Below are 17,636 nucleotides of genomic sequence, written 5' to 3'. Positions count from 1 at the left end.
TTCCTTATAAAAACCCTGGTGGTTAAAGAAAAGAGGAAACACCTGTTATCATTCCGAACACAGAAGTTAAGCTCTTATTCGCTGATGGTACTGCGAGTTCGCGGGAGAGTAAGTTATTGCCAGGGTTTTTATTTTGTATTTTAAGCCTTGATTTTATTGTGTATATTTATCTTTACATATTAGTAAAATTATTTTATTTTAATAAGGAAATTTTAAAATATTATGAAAAAAGCAAACTTTTTGAGTATTAATTTTTTAATTTTGCTTTTGGTTTGTTTTGCTAGCGTTAATTTATTTTCTAAGGATATTTTCAAGTTTAAGCTTGTAGGTCAATATTTTCCTTTTTATCATAAGAATAATAAAGGAGAATATGTAGGTCTTATTTTTTCTATTTTAGATAAATGGGCAAAAGATAATAATGTTAATATTAGAGTTGAACCTGTTGATAATTTAAATGAAAGCAAAATTGAAGACGAAGCAATATATTTAGGGTTGACTTATAATTCAAAATTAAATGATTTATTTTATTTCAAAAATGAGCTTGCCAGGAGTATTGCAATTTTATTTTCTAAAAGCTCTAATAAAAAATATAAAAATACCCATTCAACATTTTTATCCAATTTTAATATAGGGGTTGTTAAAAATACAATATATGAAGATATTTTAAGAATAAGAGGTGCTAACACTATTTTTTTGGCTGATAATGTTCAAGAGTTATTATTAGCTTTAAAAAATGATAAAGTTGATTATATATATGGTGATTGCAAGACTTTATCTTATGTTGCAAAGCTTTTTTTAGATGAAGATCTTGCAATTTTTAATGGAGATATTTTCTACAGTATCAAAAATAGGGTAGCTATTAGTAGAAATGCTCCTGAGATAATAAAGAATTTGAATTTAGATTTGTTTTCGTATTTAATGAAAATGCCCGATGAACATATTTTTTCTTTTTTAGACAGTGCTTCTAAGGGAAATTTTATTGATGTTGGTTTATATAACGATTATCCTCCTTTGAGTTTTATTGATTCAAAGGGGAAATTGTCTGGCATTTTAGTAGATTTATGGAGTCTTCTCTCAAGACAACATATTTTTAAACCTATTTTTAAGGGATTTCCTAAAGAGGATATTAAGAAATCATTAGATGGAAAGTCAGTAGGCATTTTTGGAGGAATTATTAGTAATGATAGTGTATTTGAAAATGTTAATTATATGGTAAGCAAGCCGATATATCCTCTTAATTTTAAATTTTATTCTAAAGATTTAAGCAATAATCTTGGTCCAATAAATTCTCAGTTTATTGATTTTGATTTTAATAATATTCAATTAAATAAGAATCAAGATATTGTTAATAACTTTGTAGATATTGTCAATAATTCATATGGGTTTATAGAAAATTCAATAACAACAAAATATTTATTGAAATTAAATGGATATAACGGCAGATTAAAATCTTACGATTCGATTTTTAATAAAAATAGATTTTTAGTATTAGCTATTGATAACAGGATTTATAAGATTATTAAATATATTCTCAATGCTATATTTGATGATATTTCATTTGAATCTTTACTCCAAATAGATAAAAATTGGCTAGATAAAGAAGAGATTAATAGCTCTCGAATAAATAGTTATAAAATTATGAATAAGGTTAAATTTAATATAGAAGAACAAATTTGGTTATTAAAAAATAATAAATTAAATCTTGCTGTTAAAAATTGGTATCCAATAGATTATGTTGAAGAGAACAATTATAAAGGAGTAAATCAATTTTTGCTTGATAAGGTTAGAATGTTTTCAGGTTTGAAATTTAACATAATTGAAACACACAGCAATTTAGAGCTTAAAAGATTAATCAAATCTGGAAAAATTGATATGCTAAATACTAATGCGATCGATTCAAATTTAGATAATGTTTTTAATATAAAACTAAATTCTAGAATTCCACTTTATATTTTTTCAAATAAAAAAAGGGTACTTCCGTCCAGATCTTTAGAAAGGTTTGCTGTACTTGATTTTTTATATAATAAAAATTTAGCTTCTAATATTAAGTCAAAGCTTATTTTAGTAAGTAGCTTTAAAGAAGCCCTACTTCTTCTTTATAAGGGAAAGATAGATGGAATTATTAGCGATGAGTATACAGCTGCTGCTGTATTTGAAGAATTAAATGTTGTTGATGTTGAAAAGCTTCCTACTTTTAGAGATTTGGCTTTCGATTTGAGTCTTGCTATTTATAATCAGGATTACATCTTGAAAGAAATTATTCAAAAAGTTGTTATGCGTTCAAATGTTGATAGTCATATGTATTTGAATGATTGGAAATTTGATGTTTATTATAAATCTAAAGATAGTAGGTTTAAAAATTTCAAATTTTTAGTGTTAACAGTCATTATATTTTATTTTACTTTTTTAGGATTTGTAATAATTTTTATGTTCAAATTGTCATTTGAGCAGAAAAGAAGATATTCTTTTGTGATGAATGAAAAAAATATTGCAGAAGCCGCTAATACCGCTAAGACCATTTTTATAGCAAATATCAGCCACGATATTCGTACTCCCATTAATGGAATAATGGCAGCTACTGAGCTTTTGGATACAACTATTCTTACAGATATTCAAAAAGACTATGTTAGGATGATAAATTATTCATCTGATTCTTTACTTTCTTTGATTGATGATATATTGTATTTGTCTCAAATAGATGTAAATGAATTACATATCGAGAGTCAAGAGATTGATTTAGAGAGCGAAATGGAAATGGTTTTAAAGACTTTTCAATCTCAATGTGCAAAGAAAAATATTGATTTATTCTCTTATTCTAAATCTATTTTTAAAAATTACATAAAAGGTGATATTGTAAAAATTAAGCAAGTTTTAATTAATTTAATAGGAAATGCTTTTAAGTTTACAGATGATGGTGTTATTGTTTTAAACTATGAAGAATTATGTAGAACAAGAACTGATGACAGTAGAGTATTGGTTACGATTGAATTTAAGGTAATAGATACAGGCAAAGGCATTAAAAGAGAGAATCTTTCTAAAATATTTGAAATATTTAAACAAGAAGATGATTCTTCTTCAAGGGTTCATGAGGGTGCAGGATTGGGGTTGTCAATATCTAGAGAGCTTATAAGGTTAATGGGGGGGCTTGGCATTACTGTTGATAGTAAGGTGGGGGAGGGTACAACTTTTTCATTTATGTTGCCTTTTTTCTTAGGTGGAGAGCTTAAAAGTAAAAATTCATCAATCAATAGATTTCAATCAATAAATAGTAATAATAAAGTATTGAATGTACTTTCGAGTCAAAAGTCTATTAAAATTTTTGAGCACTGTTCGGCTTTGTTGGGCTACTCGTCTAATGTACACTATGTAGCTTCTTTTAAGGATGCTTATAAATTCTTTAAGGAATACTCTTTTTATAATTTTGTTTGTGTTAATGTAAATAACGATAATATTGAAGAAAGTATTCGATTTGCTAATAATATTGAAAAACTAAGCTCTGATGTACAAATAGTTTTTTTATTTTATCATTTAGATAATGAAGCTTTAAAAAATTTAAAATATATGTATGTTAAAAAGCCTTTAATGGGGCTTAATATATTCTCTATTCTTTTTAAAAAAGAGTTTAAAAGGGAAATGGATTTTGAAGATTTGCCTCCAATAGATAGTGATTTTAAGATAAAAGAACCTATTAAGGTGTTAATAGCTGAAGATAATAAGGTAAATCAAAAAGTATTGAAAGACATGCTTGTTGTAATAGGCATTAATGAAAATTTTATTGATGTTGTAGATGATGGGGTAAAGGCTTTAAAATTTTTAAGAGAAAAAAGATATGCTATCTCTTTTATTGATATACGAATGCCAAGATATGATGGATTTTCAGTGGCTAAAGAAATTAGAAAATTTGAAAAGGCAAAGAATTTAAAGCCATGTGTTTTGGTTGCTGTAACAGCGCATGCTTTGCAAGAGTATAAAGACAAGTGTTTTGAAAGTGGTATGAATGATTATATTTCAAAGCCGATACACATAAGTTCAATTAAAGTTATATTAAAAAAATATTTACAGCTTGAAGTTGATAATATTTGGGAGAATGAAGAGTTGAATCAACCTATTAAGTTTCCCAATTTAGATGTTAATAGAGCTTTAAAAGAATTAAATCTTTCATATGCATCATATTCTGAACTATGTAGAGGGCTTGTTGATTTTATTTCTATCAATATTATTGATTTAGAAAAAGCTTTTAATGAAGAAAATTTATCTTTAATTAGGGATATATCTCATACAATATCTGGAGCTCTTTCTAATATGCGTAGTGAATTGTATAAAGATTTTAAAAAAATTGAAACAAGTAAAGATTCAATTTATGAGTTGAAAAAAATGTATTCTTTTGTAAAAGGTGCTTTATTGCAGTTAATAAGTGATATAAAGGAGAATATTTTGTTTGAGTCTGAGATTGTTAGTGAGAATAAGCTATACTTTAAAAGCAATGATCAATTTTTATACCTTCTCAATAAACTTTTAATTGGTATTAAGACCAGAAAGCCAAGAGAATATAAAGAAATTCTTGAGAGCATTGACAAGTATGTTTTAGATGAGAATATTAAAGTATTATTTAGTGAGCTTCGCAGGAATTTAAGATTATATAGATTTGCTGAGAGTTCTAAGATTCTTAAAGGGATTATTGAAAGGTTTAGCAATAGAGATATTAGTAGTGGAGATGATAATTAAAGATAAAGTTTTTGAAGTCGAGAATCAGAAGCTTTTAATTGTGGATGATTCTCCCACCAATTTAGATTTATTGGTAAATATATTGCAAGATGCTTATGAAGTTGAGGTTGCAACAAATGGATTAGATGCCTTAAAGCAAGTTGAAAAAGATAATCCTGACCTTGTACTTCTTGATATAGGTCTTCCAGATATTAATGGCTATGAGGTATGTAGAAAGCTAAAAAGCGATCCTGATACTAAAGAGATTCCTGTAATTTTCATTAGTTCAAGAAGTTCTACAGATGATCAACTTGAGGGATTTAATGTTGGTGGAGTAGATTATATTTTAAAGCCTTTTAATAGTCGAATAATTGACGCTAGAGTTAAGACGCATCTTGAATTAAAGCGATTAAGGGATTATTTTAAAAGTTTGTCTAGAATTGATGGGCTTACTCAGATTCCAAATAGAAGATTTTTTATGGACAAATTTTCTAAGCTGTGGATGAAAGCTTTAGAAAATAAAGAAATAATAATTGTTGGGATGTTGGATATTGATAATTTTAAAAATTATAATGATAATTATGGCCATACTAATGGTGATGAGTGTCTTAAATTGATTGCTAAGGCTTTATATAAGGTTTCTTTAAAATATAAAATAGATGTTGCTCGATATGGAGGAGAGGAATTTATTTTTTTTTCTGTTAATAAGAGTTTAAGTGAAATGATTTGCATTATTAAAACAATGATTAATGATATAAAGTGTTTAGGAATAGTTCATGAGTATAGTGGTATTTCTGGCATTGTGACTGTTTCAATTGGGCTTGCTCAAGAAATTCCTATTGATAATAATTTTACCAATATTATAAAGCTTGCTGATAGCAAGCTTTATGAGGCTAAAGTTTCTGGAAGGAATCAGTTTAGGTATTAAGATTTTTATATTTATTAAATTTTAGTATTTATAAGTTACAGAGATTCCAATAGAATCGTAGTAAAAATAAGAATTACCAGTTGCTATTCTTTTTGAAATATCAGCCAGTCCAGCTGTGTTATTTGTGTATGTAGGATTTGTAGCTAATTTTAATTGAAGACCAATTGTTAAGGGTTTGACAACTTCAAAATTAGCAATAATAGAAATATTGTGATAAAAAATGTCACTTCCCCAGCCTTTGTTTTTCCACGAGCTTATGTTTCTTTCTTTGCCAATTTGTGTTTTCCCTTCATAAAGTAAACCTATAATGTTAAGAGGTATTGGCATTTTGTAAGCTAAAAGAGCGTAAGGCTTTATTAGCATGCCATTTATATTTTTACCATCGTCTGCTTTATATTTCCAAAGTTGATCTTTGTTTGCATGAGGATTAATTAAGTATGTAAAATCATTGCCAATAACTGTAATAATGTGTGTCCATTCTCCTTGAAAAATAGCGTTTAAATCAAATTGTAATCGTCCCCCTATTATTACTTCTGAATAAAATTCAATAGTATTTGAATATTTCCCATTTTCAATGTGCACGCCAACTCCTTTAAATCCAAAAGCTTCCCAACCTATACCAATTTCATTTGATGCATATAAATTTAAAAAAGCAATGGGAGTAAAGTTTAGCATGCTTTTAAATGAGATATTTACAGGAGACAATCCAATATTTAAATCGATGTCTATGCCATTGTTTTTAAAAAATATAGAATTGGGATTGTTTAAAGCTTTAAAATTTTTATAGTATCCCAAGTATGATATTAATTTTATTCCTCCCCAATAATTGGCTGGAATTCTTAGACTTGGTTCAATACTTTTTAAGTTGGGATGTTTAAAGCTTTGTGAAAATTTGCTTCCATTTGTTCCCAGCTCGTGGGGAGGATAATAAGCAGATTGAAAATTTAAATAAAAATATTCATTATTGACTTCTAAGTTTTGTTGATCTTGAGCAAGAATCATTTTTGCTTGCAAAAATAACAAGCAAAAGCAAATTTTTTTTATTAACATTTTTACTTTAAATACCTTTTCCATTCATTTTTTTAACATTATTTTAATTATCTTTTCCCTTATTTCATCAATTTTAACAGATGCATCAATATTGTTAATTCTAGAGCATTTTGAATAAAATTCTATTAGTGGTTTTGTTTGTGATTTATATTCTTTAAGCCTTGTTTTTAAGCATTCTTCTTTATCATCTTCTCGTTGGTAAAGATCTCCTCCGCAAATGTCGCAAATGCCATTGGTTTTTGTGGCTAGGGTGTATATATTGAAAATATTATTGCAAGATTTACAAATTCTTCTTCCCGAGAGTCTTTTTATTACCAATTCTTCATTGATTAAAAAGTTTATTATTTTTACATTTGGCAAAAATTTGTCAAGAGCTTCGGCTTGACAAATATTGCGTGGAAACCCATCTAAAATAAAATTTTTGTTATTTTCAATGGCTTTGATTTTATCTTCTACTATTTTGATTGTAATTGTGTCAGAGACCAGTTCCCCTTTTTCAACAATTTTTTTTATTTCTTTCCCAAGGGTTGTAGAATTTAAAATATTTTCTCTAAATAAATCTCCTGTTGAAATGTGATGGTATTTAAATTCGCTAGAAATAATTTTTGAAATAGTCCCCTTTCCAGAACCTGGAGGACCCAAAAATACAAGTCCCATTATATATAACTCCTGTTTAGATATTTATTATTTTAAGGGTTTATTTAAAAACATTTAATAAAAATTTAAGTCCTACAATTGTTCCAATTGTAGATCCAAGGTTTACAAAAAGAACTATTAATAGAATTCTTGTAACTTTGTTTTTGAAATATCCTTTTGTTGTTGATAGTTCTTCTTGTAGATTTTCAAAATCTTTGACCTTTGGTTTGTTTATGTAAGCTTCAACAAGTCCTGCTACCATACCTGTTCCTATGAACGGTATTAAGGAAAATATTGGAGAACCTATAATAGCTGTTAAAATTGTTAAAGGATGAGATTTTAATAATATGGCTGCAATGCCTGAGAAAAGAGAGTTGGATATTATCCAAAGCTTTAAATTTTTGTATGCAAAATCAAATCCTTTAAAGTAAAAAGAGCTTGCTATTAGCAAAATGATTGAAATTGTAATTAAGTAAGATAGTGCTTTGCTAAGTGAAAAATGTTTTTTAGGTATTCTGTTGAGTTCCTCAACGTTTATTACTTTTTTATTTTGACTTATTTCTTTTAGAGTTCTCATTATTCCATTCACATGGCCTGCGCCTACAACGGCAAGAATAATGCCTGTTCCTTCGAGTATTTTGTTTGTAATAAATTCATCCCTCTCGTCAATTAAAGCTTTTTTTACTTTAGGTATTTCTTTGGAAAGTTCTTCCATTATTTTTGAAAGAGCATCTTGTTCTTTGAGTTTTTCAATTTCATCTTTTGTAATTTTTGTATCTGTTAAGGAAAAAAGGCTTGAGATTATTTTTATTTTTTCAAATATTGGAATAGGTATCCAAGCTCTTTTTAGAGTTGTTTCAATTTTTCTGTCGGCAAGAATTATTGGAATATTGTGTTTTTCAGCTTTTAAAACAGCTGTTTTCATTTCCTCACCAGGTTTTATTCCCTGTTCTTTTGCTAATTTTTTTTGAAAATTACTAAGAATTATGTTTATTATGAGGAAGAAGGCTTTTCCTTGTTTTAATGCTTTATCTATATCTAAGTTCCTCCATTTTTCATTTTCATCGGTGTTTAAGATCGAATGATAGCGAGCTTCGTCAAGTTCAACAGCAATATAGTCTGGCTTTAAGATTTCTATTAAATTTGCAGTATCTTCTGAGCTTTTTTTTGACACGTGAGCAGTTCCAAGTATATATATTGTTTTATTATGTATATTAAATTTACTTACATGAGAAAAACAGTCTTCTGTATGGGTGTTTTCTTTTTCGTTGTCCAAAAAATATTCCTTGTTTAAAAAATTTAGCCATTAATCAGTTAGTATAGCTTTTAATAATTTTACCATATGGTTTAGTGGAACTATATAGTCTATGTTGTTTTCTTCTATCGCTATTTTTGGCATTCCAAAAACCATTGAACTTTCTTCATCTTGAGCAATAGTAAGTCCCCCAGCTTTTTTTATATCGCCAATTTCTCTTGATCCGTCATTTCCCATCCCAGTCATTATTAGGGCAATTGCTTTATCTTTTGCAATTTCTGCAATAGATTGAAATAGTACTCCAATAGATGGTTTGTGACCATTTATATGTTTACCGTCGAAGGTTTGTATTTGATAGTTACTATCGATTTTTTTGATTTTTGTATGATGTCCGCCTGAGCTTATGTATGCATGTCCTTGCTTTAATATTTCTTTATTGGTGGTTTCTTTTACGCTTATTTTGCAAAGATTATTAAGATTTTTTGCAAATTCTTCTGTAAATCCTTTAGGCATATGTTGAACAATTATTATTGGTGGAAAGCTTTCAGGTATTTCTGGCAATATTGATTTCAAGGCTACAGGCCCTCCTGCTGATATTCCAATTGCTATTATGTCGAATTTTCTCATTTTAAGTTTTTTAATTTCTTTTTCATTTAATATTTTTTCTTTTGTATATTCTTCAAGTTTGGTTAATGAGAAAATGTCATTTTTGTGATTTAAAAAAAAAATAGCTTTTTCATAATTTTTTGTTTCCATATATTTATTTTGGACAATTTTGTTTTTTATAGATATCGATCCATAGGCTAAAAGAGAACTAATAATTTGTTCTTTTTTGTTTTCATGTGATTTTTTATTTTTAGATACCAATATAAGATCATCAGCGCCCTTTAAAGCAGCAATGTTTATTAGATTTTGATTTGAAGAGGTGACTACAATTGGTATTGTTTTGTGTATATTGTTTTTTTTCTCCAAAAATAGAATATCTTCACTATTGTTTTCTTCTAAATTCATTAATATTACTTCGGGGTTATGTTTTTTAAGTTTGTTTGTTGCGAATTTGCCATTAGAAGCAGTTGCAATGACCTTGAGTTTAGGAGACGAATTAATAAGGTCTGATATGAGCTTTCTTTTTACAGCAAAATATTCTATGACAAGTACAGAAATTTTTGTTTCCACTGTTACTTTTTCCCTATTAAATTCTTGTTAAATTATAACTTATATTTATTTTTTAATTTAAATTTTTCTTTTTGATAGCCAGTATCTTTTTTTTCATATATTATTGCCCAGGGTGTTTTTAAAAATTTAAAAGGAAGGTTAAGTCCAAAAAGTGACTCTGAGTGTCCTATAAATAAATAGCTATTTTTAGACATGTTATTGTAAAATTTTTTAAGCACTTTAATTTTTGATTTTTCATCAAAATATATTAATACATTTCTACAAAAAATAACATCAATTTGTGAAAAATTACTTTCAAAGTTTAGATTATGATAATCAAATCTTATGTGATTTTTAATTTCATTTTTAATTTTATATCCGTTTGAATGAGAATATATATAATGTCGGTATTCTTTAGGAATATTTTCACATTTATTTGATGAGTAATATCCTTCTTTTGCTATCATCAAAGATTTTAAACTTAAATCAGAAGCGATAATAACAAAATCTATTTCTTTTGGAAGTTTTGATTTGAGTACAAATGCTAATGAATAAGGTTCTTCTCCTGTTGAGCATCCTGCAGACCAGATAATAATTCTATTTTTTTCTTCTATGTTTTTAATATTAATTAAATTAGGAATTACAAATTTTTCAAAAGTTTGAAAATGTAGTGAATTTCTAAAAAATCTTGTTAAATTGGTTGTGACTAAATCTAAGAAATATTCTTTTTTTAATTTTTCACTAATTATTAAATTGTAAAGTTGTGATGGATTTTCAATAGCAAGTTCTCTTACCGCGTCATTAATTCTGCTTTGAAGAACAAATTTATTTTTTTCGTCAAATCGCATTCCGCTGTTGTTGTATATAAAGTCGCAAAATTTTAAAAATAGTTCATCTTCAATTTCTAGCATTTTTGGGAACCTGCTTAATTATTCTCTTTATAAATAAGTATTGCTTATTTATAATAAATCTCTAGGTAAGAATATTTTTTTTTGAAAAAATTGTAAAATTAACATAAATAATTTTATTATAAAATATGGATTTATAAAAAGGTTTTTGTTTATTTTAATTTATTTGCAGTAATAAATGAGGAATTTAATAAGTGTTGGAAAAAATATTTGCAAATTCCTATTTAATAATATCTATTTAAAAAGATTGATGATGAAGATTGAATGATGTTTAATGAGTTTAAAAGAATAATTTTTAAAGAAGATTTTAGGTATGAAATTTTTAGAAAATTTTTTCATATTTTTAGCTTAATTGTTTTGATTTTTTATGAAATAAATTTTTGGATAGGGTTTGTCTTTAATATGCTTTTTATGATTTTATACTTAACTTCTGAAGTTTTTAGAATTACTAAAAAAAAACTACTTTTCTTTAAGAATATTTCAGATATAATATTAAAATCAAGGAAAATATTGCCCAATAAAGTATCTTTTTCGCCCGTTTTTTTATTTTTAGGCATATTGGTATCATATTGCTTAGTTATGGAACCTTTTAATTATATTGGAATATTCTCAGTATGTCTTGGTGATGGATTTGCAAGTCTTGCTGGAAAGTTAATTCCTTCTTTTAAGCTTGTAAACGATAAAACGATTTCTGGTAGCTTTGTTGTATTTTGCGTTACTTTTTTTTCATATTATTATTTTTTTCCTTATTTAACAGCAGCTTTAATTCTTGGAATTTTAGCAGTATTAGTAGAGCTTTTTGATTCTGCGAATTATGATAATTTATTTTTACCACTTGTTGTTTCAAATTCGTCTTATTTTTTAACTTCCTTTTTTTATAGCCAATAAAAGAAAATTTTTCCTGATTTTTTTAAGTAGATTGGTATACCAACTGAGATTGGGAGAAAGGCATAGGATATTTTTAGCAAATTTAAATAAATTCCACTTAATATTAAAAGCATTGAAACAAAAAGTAAAAAATAGTCAAGGTTTTTTTTTCTTAAAAAGGCTACTATAAAGTTTATTAAAATAAGCAACAAGAATGCGTCTATGTAAAATTTTGTGCTTTCGATTTTAAGAATGCCGTAGTCTTGGCTATTTTCGTATGAATTAATAGGCATTGTGTAACTATATATGCATGCAAAGGTCAAAATAATGTAAATTGTATAATGTATTGATTTTATTTTGAAATCGCATATATATAAACTTAGAAAAAATAAATTTAATAATGAAAAAGTATTTACAAAAAGGATAAATTTTGTAAATAGGTAATAACTTGAATTTAGGTTGTTTTTTAAAAAAAAATCTTCAGAGATCAAAATAGGATCTAATGTGAATGAACTGATGAAACAATAAAAAAGTATAAATTGTATATTATTGGTTCTTTTGTAGTTAATATATGACCATAGTGAGCCTATGATTCCAGTAATAAAGATGGCGAATTTATTAACTAGCATTATAAAATTATTATTGTAAATCTCTAGAACATAATTTTGATAATTTTCGTTGTATTTTATTTTATAAGAAAAAATCAGTATAACTAGTGTTACTAAAATTAAAATTATAAAGAGAAATAAATTAATAGAAGCGTTTAATTTTGCAAGTATTGACTTCATTTAAACTTCCAAGAATGCGTGTTTTTGATTTTTTTTATATTTTTTTTAATTTTTGAGTTAAGTTTTTCAAAAAAATCTATCTTTGTTTTTGTTTCAATTGAATCGACGCTGACAACATAATTTTTCAAATTCAAGTCTTTTGCTTTTTCATTTGGGATAATAAAAGAGATTATGTCATAAAAATTTTTGTTATTAATGTTTAGTACTATTTTATAAAAATTTTTAGGTATCAAAATTTTGCTTTTACCAATAAATCCTTTATTTTCCGTTAAAATTCCAGCACTAATGATATATATATATCCTTTTAAGATTGCCCATTCTCTTACCAATTTTTCAAGTTTTAGCCAAATTCCAGAATTAAATTCGCTTTTTTGAGGTGACATATTGGATAAAAAATATGTATCTTTCATTGCATTCTCAGAAAAAGACATGTCTGCAGAACTTACTATGTGTCCCCTGTCATAGCCGCTCTTAAAGTAATCTTCAAGTTTTGGGAAAGTGCCTTTGATGTTGGTGTCTTCAAAGAATTTAGAACTCCTTTTAATTTTTTTTGATTTTAACAAAGTCAATGCCAGTTCTACCATTTCTCTTTTAAGCGGATAAGCAGCCCATTCGGATTGTCTTGCACTTTCAGCATACCCTAAGGTATAGTGTTTTTTGTGTATTATTTGGGTAGTAAGATATCCTTTTGGTATTAATTGGGATTCTTTTATTGGAATAAATTTTGTAATGTTAATGTATTTATTTTCTATTATCTCTAAATAATTGTAAATTTTATGTTTAATTTGTTTTAGGACTTTTGGATTTAAGGAAAAAAATAAAAATCCTGTTAGACATAAAATATAGCAGTAAAGAAAAAATTTTGATCTTTTTTTCATGTTTCTGTTTCTTTTTCGTCCTTAAAATTATATCTAATAGTGAGATTAAAAGAAATGTTAAATGTATCTAAAAATAAAAAATCAATTTTAAAGTCCATTCCTATTAAAGGTATTGCCTTTTTAGTAGAAATTTCAATAAACATGTAAGGCTCTAGTACATAGGGTAATTTTTCGTAAAATTTAATGTCCCCTATAAAGTTTGTAGATAAGTAAAAATGACCACCTATGCCAATAGTGGAGGAAAAATATTTTGTTTTTTTAATTAAGTTTGCAATATGCCAGTTTATTCCTCCTCCAATATACGATTTAAAGTATTGCATATTTTTAGGGATATTAAGGCTTTCTTTTGTTAATATCATAGCAATGATTAAAAAATCAAAACTATTATTAGAGAAGGTGTAGTAGGGTCTAAAAATAAGATGTTTAATATTTGAATTTAGAAAAAATCCAATTCCAATTCCAATTCCTGTAGAATATGTGAATCCTCTTTCCGGGCTAAAAAAATTAGAACTTTGCTCAGATTGATTATTTTTTTCATTAGTATTGTCTTTTTCATTTGCAAGTGCATTTAAAGCAGAAATGATGAGCAATGTTAAAGAAATACAAATGTTCGGAGTTTTTTTCATAAACAGATTATTTTAAATGGTATAAAAATTGCGGTGTCTTTTCAATACTATAATTAGAATATGTATTCAAGGAAAATTTTCCTGTTTAGTATAAAAAATATTTTTTATACTAGGTGGCTTTTGTATGCTATTTTTATTGTATATTATACAATATTACGATATGTTTAATTGCTAGGAGACCGCATTTATGTTTTTTAATTTTTTGAAAAAAGATCTTGTATTTGTTTTGCCAGAAGTAAATTCAAAAGAAGATGTAATTGATTTTTTAGTTGAAAAAATCGATGATAAGGGATATATAGATAGCAAAGAAGAGTTTCTTCAAGGAATTCTTGATAGAGAGAAAATAGGTGACACTTCTTGGGAAAATGGGGTTGCAATTCCCCATTTTATAGGAGATGTTGTTAAGACCAGTTTTATTTCATTGCTTTACATTAAAGGTGCTGGGGTTAAATGGTCTGAAGAAAATCCCCCTGTTAATTTAATATTTTTGATTTGTATGTCAAAAAAGCAACAAGGCAATGAGCATCTTAGGGCTATTGCGTTTATAGCTAAACTTTTTGAAGATGATGCTTTTCAAAATGCTTTAAGTGGTGTTGTTACTGCTGATGACATTTATTATTACATAGAGAATGTTCAAAGAAAAGCCAAAGAAGAGGTTTTTGGAGCTACAAAATCAGAGAAAATAGTTGCTGTAACTGCTTGTCCTGTTGGAGTTGCTCATACATATATTGCAGCAAAGAAAATTGAAAATGAAGCTAAAAAGCAAGGTTACAATATTAGAGTTGAAACCCAAGGATCTATTGGCATTGAAAATGCCTTAACAGAAGAAGAAATTAGAGATGCAGCTGTTGTGATACTTGCTGTTGATAAGGATGTTGATGAAAAGAGATTTGAAGGTAAGAGAGTTTATAAAGTTTCAACTGTAAAAGCAATAAACAATACGGAAAATATTATTAAGGAAGCGTTTAACGCTCCAGTATTTTTTTGCAAAGATTCTGGAGCTAATGGCAGTTATAAAGGCTCTATTGCAACAGGCAAAGATAGTTTTTATAAATATTTAATGAGTGGAGTATCTCCAATGATTCCTGTTGTTGCGACTGGAGGAATTTTAATTGCTCTTAGTATTGCTTTTGTTGGGATTGGTCCTGATGGACCTAATTTTTCTGAGCATCCATTTTATAAGCAGATTGCAGATATTGGTTCTGTGGCTTTTGGAATGATGCTGCCTGTGCTTGCTGGGTTTATTTCAATGGCAATTGCTGATAAGCCTGGTCTTGCTCCCGGTCTTGTTGGTGGAGTAATGTCTGGAAATGTAAAAGCAGGTTTCTTGGGTGCAATATTTGCAGGGTTTCTTGCAGGCTATGTTGCAAGGTTTTTAGCAAAGAGATCTGTTCCTGAGTGGTTAAGGCCCGTAATGCCTATATTTGTGATTCCGCTAATAAGCACTATTATTGTTGGCTTTTTTATGTTGTATGTTGGTGTTTATATTGGAGAATTTATGGCTGTGCTTGAGAGTGGGCTTAAATCTTTACAGAGTAATTCAGAAACGTTTGGCGTGTTGGGTAAAATTTTTTTAGGTTTAGTGCTAGGATCAATGATTACTATTGATATGGGTGGGCCCTTTAATAAAGTGGCATTTCTTTTTGGAGTAGGGCTAATTCCTCAAGTGCCAGAAATAATGGGGATGGTGGCAGCAGCAATTCCTGTTCCCCCTATGGCTATGGGGCTTGCAACTTTTTTAGCGCCTAAATTATTTGAAAATGAAGAGAAAGAATCTGGTAAAATAGCCTTTTTAATTTCATTTATTGGTATTAGTGAAGGAGCTATCCCTTTTGCTGCTAGTGATCCTGGAAGGGTAATTCCTTCAATAGTGGTGGGAGGAGCTGTGTCAAGCATTATTGCTGCTTTTTTAGGTGTTGCTAATCATGCTCCACACGGAGGGCCAATAGTGCTTCCTGTTATTGATAATAAATTTGAGTTTATTATTGCAATTGCTGTTGGAGTTGCAGTTGCAACAACTTTGGTAATTTTTTTGAAATCTTTAAAATTAAAGGAATCTGAATGAATGAAGATAATATTTTTTTAATGAAAAATAATATTAAAGAATATGATTGGGGGGGGATTAGTTTTATTCCCAATCTTTTGGGCGATAAGATTGATGGAAGGCCTAAGGCTGAAATGTGGCTTGGAGCACACAAAACATTTTCTAGTAAGATTTTACATAGAAATGAATATGTGTTTTTAAGCGATTTTTTAGAAGATCATAAAGAGCTTTTAGGTTGTGATGACGAATTTCCTTTTTTGTTTAAGGTATTGTCTGCAAACAAACCTTTATCTATTCAAATTCATCCTTCTAAAGATATTGCCTTAAAAGGATATGAATCAGAGAATAATAAAGGGATAGACATTAATGATCCTAAAAGGATATATAAAGATAAAAATCCTAAAATTGAACTTATTTATGCCCTGAGTGATTTTTATGCGCTAAAAGGTTTTTTACCTTTGGATGAGATTAAAAAAATTTGTGAAATTCTGAAATTAAATTTCGACTTTCAATCACATAGAGACTTTGTAAAGACTATTTTTGATTTACAAACTTATGAACTTGAGAATATTATAGAAAAAATTTTAAAAAATTTGAATCTTATTGATGATTTTAGAGGTTACTGGTTTAATGAAATTTACAATATTTATGGTGTAGATGTGGGTCTTTTAGTATTTTTGGGCATGAATATTTTAAAACTAAAGCCAGGCGAAGTTTTTTATACAAATAGTCAGGAAGTACATGCATATCTTAAGGGAGACTGCATTGAGCTTATGACCAATTCCGACAATGTTATTAGAGCTGGACTTACTACCAAATATATTGATAAAGAAGAGATGTTAAGAGTTGGGCAATTTGATGAAGGAGCTTTATCATTTTTAAATCCCGATTTTAAAAACAGTTTTAGTGTATTTAGACTTCCAAATACTAATTTGAAATTAATTCAAAAAAAAATAAATGAGAGTATTTGTATCAATAGAAGTAGTGCAATGATCTTGTTAGTCTTAGATGGGCGTGTGAATATAAATAAATCCTTAGGTCTTAACAAGGGTGAGAGCATTTTTATAGGCAGAAAAGCTGAAAACTTGTTTATTAATGGAGATGGTCAAGCTTTTATTGCTGGTTTTAATTAAAATTAAGCTTGCTTGTGTGAGCTTAATTTTAATGCCAATTTAATTATTTGGTTAATTAAATGCAAATTTTATGAATCCAAATCCAAAAAAATTGAATTTAACTCCTTCAAATAAAATGTTTGGCTTTGTTAGTAATATTGTTGGTCCTAGTGCAGGATAAACTTTAAATCCTATGTATAAATTTTTTGCAAAGTTATATTCCATTATAAAAGGAATTCTTATAACAGTGCCTATTCTCTCATAATCAGTCTCTTCTTCCTCATCAGGAGGTATAAGGGATGTTTTTGACCAATCTGCACCTATTCCAATGCCACCGCCGATTTTCATATATTGTCCAATTTGCTTTTTGAAAATAATATCTATTCCGCCGTTTAGATAATTTTCAAAATTGTTTGACTTAAGGCCAATAAAACCTCCATATCCAAAATCAATATCTACATAAGGAATTGTAATTATAATGTTTGCAATAGGATTGCCTATTCCGATGCCCATTGAAAATAAGTCATAACTTTTTTTTTCTTTTATACCTTTAAGCTTTGCGATACAGGTGGTTGAATCTTCTTCTTTACTGCATCTGACCATATAATTGTCAGATGCAAAAGAGAGGTGCATTGCACTTAATGCTAATGTTAAAATGTATATTTTTTTAAAATTTTTTATCATT

The 17,636-nt window shown here is 27.8% G+C and carries 14 protein-coding genes and 1 rRNA gene; 6 read left to right on the top strand and 9 right to left on the bottom strand.

Annotation, left to right across the window (positions count from 1 at the left end):
• Positions 1-14 precede the first annotated feature (14 nt).
• From rrf to QIA21_RS02675, 3 genes are all read left to right on the top strand, one after another.
• Positions 15-125 (top strand): 5S ribosomal RNA (gene rrf, locus QIA21_RS02685).
• Between the two features lie 97 nt (positions 126-222).
• Positions 223-4,725 carry an ATP-binding protein gene (locus tag QIA21_RS02680; protein WP_301393037.1) on the top strand — a complete coding sequence of 1,501 codons (4,503 nt, stop codon included), beginning with the start codon at positions 223-225 and terminating at the stop codon, positions 4,723-4,725.
• The gene (locus tag QIA21_RS02675; RefSeq protein WP_091972761.1) at positions 4,709-5,632 is read left to right on the top strand and encodes a GGDEF domain-containing response regulator; all 924 of its coding nucleotides are present in this window, start codon (positions 4,709-4,711) and stop codon (positions 5,630-5,632) included. The genes QIA21_RS02680 and QIA21_RS02675 overlap by 17 nt, the downstream gene beginning before the upstream one ends.
• A gap of 21 nt (positions 5,633-5,653) precedes the next feature.
• Here the strand turns inward: QIA21_RS02675 and QIA21_RS02670 are convergent, their stop codons facing one another.
• The 5 genes from QIA21_RS02670 to QIA21_RS02650 are packed head-to-tail and all read right to left on the bottom strand — an operon-like array spanning position 5,654 to position 10,639.
• On the bottom strand, positions 5,654-6,682 hold the full coding sequence (locus tag QIA21_RS02670; protein ID WP_301393036.1) for a hypothetical protein: 1,029 nt from the start codon (positions 6,680-6,682) through the stop codon (positions 5,654-5,656).
• 24 nt (positions 6,683-6,706) lie between these two features.
• Positions 6,707-7,339: an adenylate kinase gene (locus QIA21_RS02665; protein WP_091972312.1), complete on the bottom strand. Its 633-nt coding sequence runs from the start codon at positions 7,337-7,339 to the stop codon at positions 6,707-6,709.
• Positions 7,340-7,379: 40 nt separating this feature from the next.
• On the bottom strand, positions 7,380-8,594 hold the full coding sequence (locus QIA21_RS02660; RefSeq protein ID WP_301393035.1) for a TraB family protein: 1,215 nt from the start codon (positions 8,592-8,594) through the stop codon (positions 7,380-7,382).
• A gap of 30 nt (positions 8,595-8,624) precedes the next feature.
• The gene (locus QIA21_RS02655; RefSeq protein WP_301393034.1) at positions 8,625-9,749 is read right to left on the bottom strand and encodes a chemotaxis protein CheB; all 1,125 of its coding nucleotides are present in this window, start codon (positions 9,747-9,749) and stop codon (positions 8,625-8,627) included.
• Between the two features lie 32 nt (positions 9,750-9,781).
• On the bottom strand, positions 9,782-10,639 hold the full coding sequence (locus QIA21_RS02650) for a protein-glutamate O-methyltransferase (protein ID WP_091972318.1): 858 nt from the start codon (positions 10,637-10,639) through the stop codon (positions 9,782-9,784).
• A 264-nt stretch (positions 10,640-10,903) separates the two neighbouring features.
• Here QIA21_RS02650 and QIA21_RS02645 point away from each other — a divergent pair, with 264 nt between their 5' ends.
• Positions 10,904-11,524, top strand: coding sequence for a diacylglycerol/polyprenol kinase family protein (locus QIA21_RS02645; protein WP_301393033.1), 621 nt, complete (start codon positions 10,904-10,906; stop codon positions 11,522-11,524).
• Here QIA21_RS02645 and QIA21_RS02640 read toward each other — a convergent pair.
• From QIA21_RS02640 to QIA21_RS02630, 3 genes are read right to left on the bottom strand one after another with little or no spacing between them, the layout of a single operon-like run.
• A complete protein-coding gene (locus QIA21_RS02640; protein WP_301393032.1) occupies positions 11,512-12,291 on the bottom strand; it encodes a hypothetical protein in 780 nt (259 codons plus the stop codon). The two genes, QIA21_RS02645 and QIA21_RS02640, sit on opposite strands and share 13 nt — an antisense overlap.
• Positions 12,288-13,169: a DNA/RNA non-specific endonuclease gene (locus QIA21_RS02635; protein ID WP_301393031.1), complete on the bottom strand. Its 882-nt coding sequence runs from the start codon at positions 13,167-13,169 to the stop codon at positions 12,288-12,290. The genes QIA21_RS02640 and QIA21_RS02635 overlap by 4 nt, the downstream gene beginning before the upstream one ends.
• Entirely contained in the window at positions 13,166-13,795 is a 630-nt protein-coding gene (locus QIA21_RS02630; protein WP_301393030.1) for a hypothetical protein, read from the bottom strand. The genes QIA21_RS02635 and QIA21_RS02630 overlap by 4 nt, the downstream gene beginning before the upstream one ends.
• 187 nt (positions 13,796-13,982) lie before the next feature.
• Between QIA21_RS02630 and QIA21_RS02625 the strand changes: the two genes are divergently transcribed.
• The gene (locus tag QIA21_RS02625) at positions 13,983-15,860 is read left to right on the top strand and encodes a fructose-specific PTS transporter subunit EIIC (RefSeq protein ID WP_301393029.1); all 1,878 of its coding nucleotides are present in this window, start codon (positions 13,983-13,985) and stop codon (positions 15,858-15,860) included.
• Positions 15,857-16,972 carry a mannose-6-phosphate isomerase, class I gene (gene manA / locus QIA21_RS02620; RefSeq protein WP_301393028.1) on the top strand — a complete coding sequence of 372 codons (1,116 nt, stop codon included), beginning with the start codon at positions 15,857-15,859 and terminating at the stop codon, positions 16,970-16,972. The genes QIA21_RS02625 and manA overlap by 4 nt, the downstream gene beginning before the upstream one ends.
• Before the next feature lie 51 nt (positions 16,973-17,023).
• Here the strand turns inward: manA and QIA21_RS02615 are convergent, their stop codons facing one another.
• The gene (locus tag QIA21_RS02615; protein WP_091972333.1) at positions 17,024-17,635 is read right to left on the bottom strand and encodes a DUF3996 domain-containing protein; all 612 of its coding nucleotides are present in this window, start codon (positions 17,633-17,635) and stop codon (positions 17,024-17,026) included.
• Position 17,636 lies beyond the last annotated feature (1 nt).

Source organism: Borreliella japonica (assembly GCF_030438115.2).
Lineage (GTDB): Bacteria > Spirochaetota > Spirochaetia > Borreliales > Borreliaceae > Borreliella > Borreliella japonica.
The sequence above is the reverse complement of the archived record's forward strand: the minus strand, read 5'-3'. Positions and strand labels throughout refer to the sequence as shown.